This is a genomic window from Bacteroides sp. CAG:633, from assembly GCF_000435115.1.
Lineage (GTDB): Bacteria > Bacteroidota > Bacteroidia > Bacteroidales > Bacteroidaceae > Bacteroides > Bacteroides ndongoniae.
In genome coordinates this window covers 17586-19803 of record NZ_FR883109.1, presented here as the reverse complement: position 1 = coordinate 19803, position 2218 = coordinate 17586, and the positions used below count along the sequence as shown (strand labels likewise).

Below are 2218 nucleotides of genomic sequence, written 5' to 3'. Positions count from 1 at the left end.
AAATCAATTCCTATAAGAACGATATTCTTACGGCTGGATGTCACACCATTCATTTTAGTGAGTGTCAAGAAATTGCAAATCAATTGGGTTGGTAATATGCCGTTAAAGATAGAATCAATAAAAGTGGCCGGCACCAAGTATGATGGCCGAGCTAAATTGTCTGAAGACCAACGACAAGCAATAAGGATTTTAGCACGTGAAGGCTATAGTCAACGCAAGCTGGCTTCTATGTTTAATGTCAGCAAACGACTGATTCAATCTATTATCACACCTCCTGTACGCACTCCAGCTAAAAAACATACAAAAGAGTATTGGACTGAAGTCAAAAAAAGATATAGAGATAAAAAAATCAATTTATACAAATCTGGAAAAATCCAATTTAAAAAGAAGTAATTATGGAATCAAAAATCGAGATTTTAAAAAGTAATGTAATAGCAGCTTACAGATCTGGAAGTGAAGAAGTAAAAAACATGCTGACCCACCTGTTTCCAGATATGGATTTCAAGGGCAACGTGATGGATAGAATCAAGACATGGAAAGATGTTTGTAATGAGTTGAATATTCCTGATGATTGGGAAAATAATTTACAGCTACATGTTTTTGATACCTTCCATTTTAATGAAGGTGAAATGAAATGTGCAATAGCACACATGAAAATCTTAGCTATTGCTAAAGCTTTAAACGAAGGGTGGGAATTAACGAAAGATGCGGAAGAACGCGAAGAGGGATATGGCATATATTGGATTAAACGTGATGGAGTTCGTGGTGACGTTGATTTTCAAGTCGGCTCGGATTGCGCCCCCGGGTACGTGTACGCGGGTTACTCTTTCGGGAACTCGTTTTGGTACTTCGTGCCTCGGCTCTCCTTCAGAACACAGGAATTAGCCGAATATGCGGTACTTCAGTTTCCGGATATTTGGAGAGAATATTACAATAATTATGAACAAAACAAGTAATGACTCGAAAACGTAAAAAGCGTATTGTTTATACAGAATTCAATTCCGCTTCTATAAAAGACGCAAAACGCAATATCAAGTGTTTTTTGAAGGCCCTTCTATCTCAGATTGGCCTTCAAAGTGGAATTGATTACTGGGTAACAAATGATTTTCTCAGAATCAGACATTTGAAACAAGTAACTGGGAAAATTTTGATAACGCTTAAAGAGATTTTTCCAGTATTCAATTTTTATTGGGAGACCCCAAGAATATTAGTTTGGTTCTAAACAATAAATACATATTAAGCAATTAAATGTAAATAAGTATGACAGAAAAATATGTGTCAGTTTATCCTGTTTCTTTTGGGACTAGAGTGTTTATGCACAGAAATGGCGTAATCTATCAAGCTGAATATAGAGGCATAAAAGTTACAGAGGATGGTATATGTGGACATAATGTGAACACGCAACACATTTTTTGGTTAGGCAACAAACAAGGAGAAATAGAGGTTGCTTCAAATATAAGTATTTATACAACTGTTCAAGACGCTACGCAAGAAAGAAATGCAATAGCATTAAACAAAATAAATATTGAGAATTTTTCAAAGAAATATTTGTTGCATTTGCTTTGGAACGGTATTCAGTTTTCTGGTTGGCTTTGGGATGGATCCAGGCCGATATGCAGAACGCCTAGAGAACGTTTAAAAGGTTGTGTGATACATCAAGGAGAAATTGAATTTATTGATTGTCAAGGAAATGTGTATGATGCCAATAAATTCAATAGGTTTTATCAAACAGCAGAGGAATGCCGAGAAAACAATACTCCCAAAATTATGATGTTAGATGATGAGGATGATGAAGAATTTGCAGAAAGAAAACGAGATGAATTTTATGAATATGTAGCCCATCATTGTCCGGGATTTGAGAATGAAATAGATTGGGAATATTTTTATAACCTACGCCCAATGTCTGAAAATTTAGCAGAACAAGTGCGGGCATGGACAAATCGTTTAGATTAAGTTGATTTATTATGAGCAAATATGATTTTATACAAATAGGTGAAAAAGTTAAATGGGACATGCTTAACGATGGCAATTGTAAGACAATGCAAATATGCACTTCCGTACATGCTCCTATCAAAAACAATACCATTATTAATCTGATTCCTGTAAATGATGAATCAGACGATATTGAGGAAGAATCTTGTGTAAATTCATACACAGCAATGGCCGAAGAATTGTTTCCTATTTTAAAAGACTTTGACAAAGGTTATTGGTGTGCTCT

General features: G+C 35.3%; 3 protein-coding genes and 1 pseudogene. All 4 read left to right on the top strand.

Annotation, left to right across the window (positions count from 1 at the left end; all coding sequences use genetic code 11):
- Positions 1-393, top strand: a 393-nt coding sequence (locus QVP67_RS11105) for a hypothetical protein (RefSeq protein WP_288180134.1), incomplete at its 5' end; no start/stop codon positions are given.
- Positions 394-395: 2 nt separating this feature from the next.
- Positions 396-956, top strand: coding sequence for a hypothetical protein (locus tag QVP67_RS11100; protein WP_022163628.1), 561 nt, complete (start codon positions 396-398; stop codon positions 954-956).
- 304 nt (positions 957-1260) lie between these two features.
- Positions 1261-1953, top strand: coding sequence for a hypothetical protein (locus QVP67_RS11095; RefSeq protein WP_022163626.1), 693 nt, complete (start codon positions 1261-1263; stop codon positions 1951-1953).
- 11 nt (positions 1954-1964) lie between these two features.
- Positions 1965-2218 (top strand): annotated as a pseudogene (locus QVP67_RS11090) (hypothetical protein); the annotation flags it as partial.

Bases quoted from the DNA above. Each gene is read 5' to 3' on its own strand.
- QVP67_RS11100 (WP_022163628.1), top strand. From the start codon at position 396: ATGGAATCAAAAATCGAGATTTTAAAAAGTAATGTAATAGCAGCTTAC.
- QVP67_RS11095 (WP_022163626.1), top strand. From the start codon at position 1,261: ATGACAGAAAAATATGTGTCAGTTTATCCTGTTTCTTTTGGGACTAGA.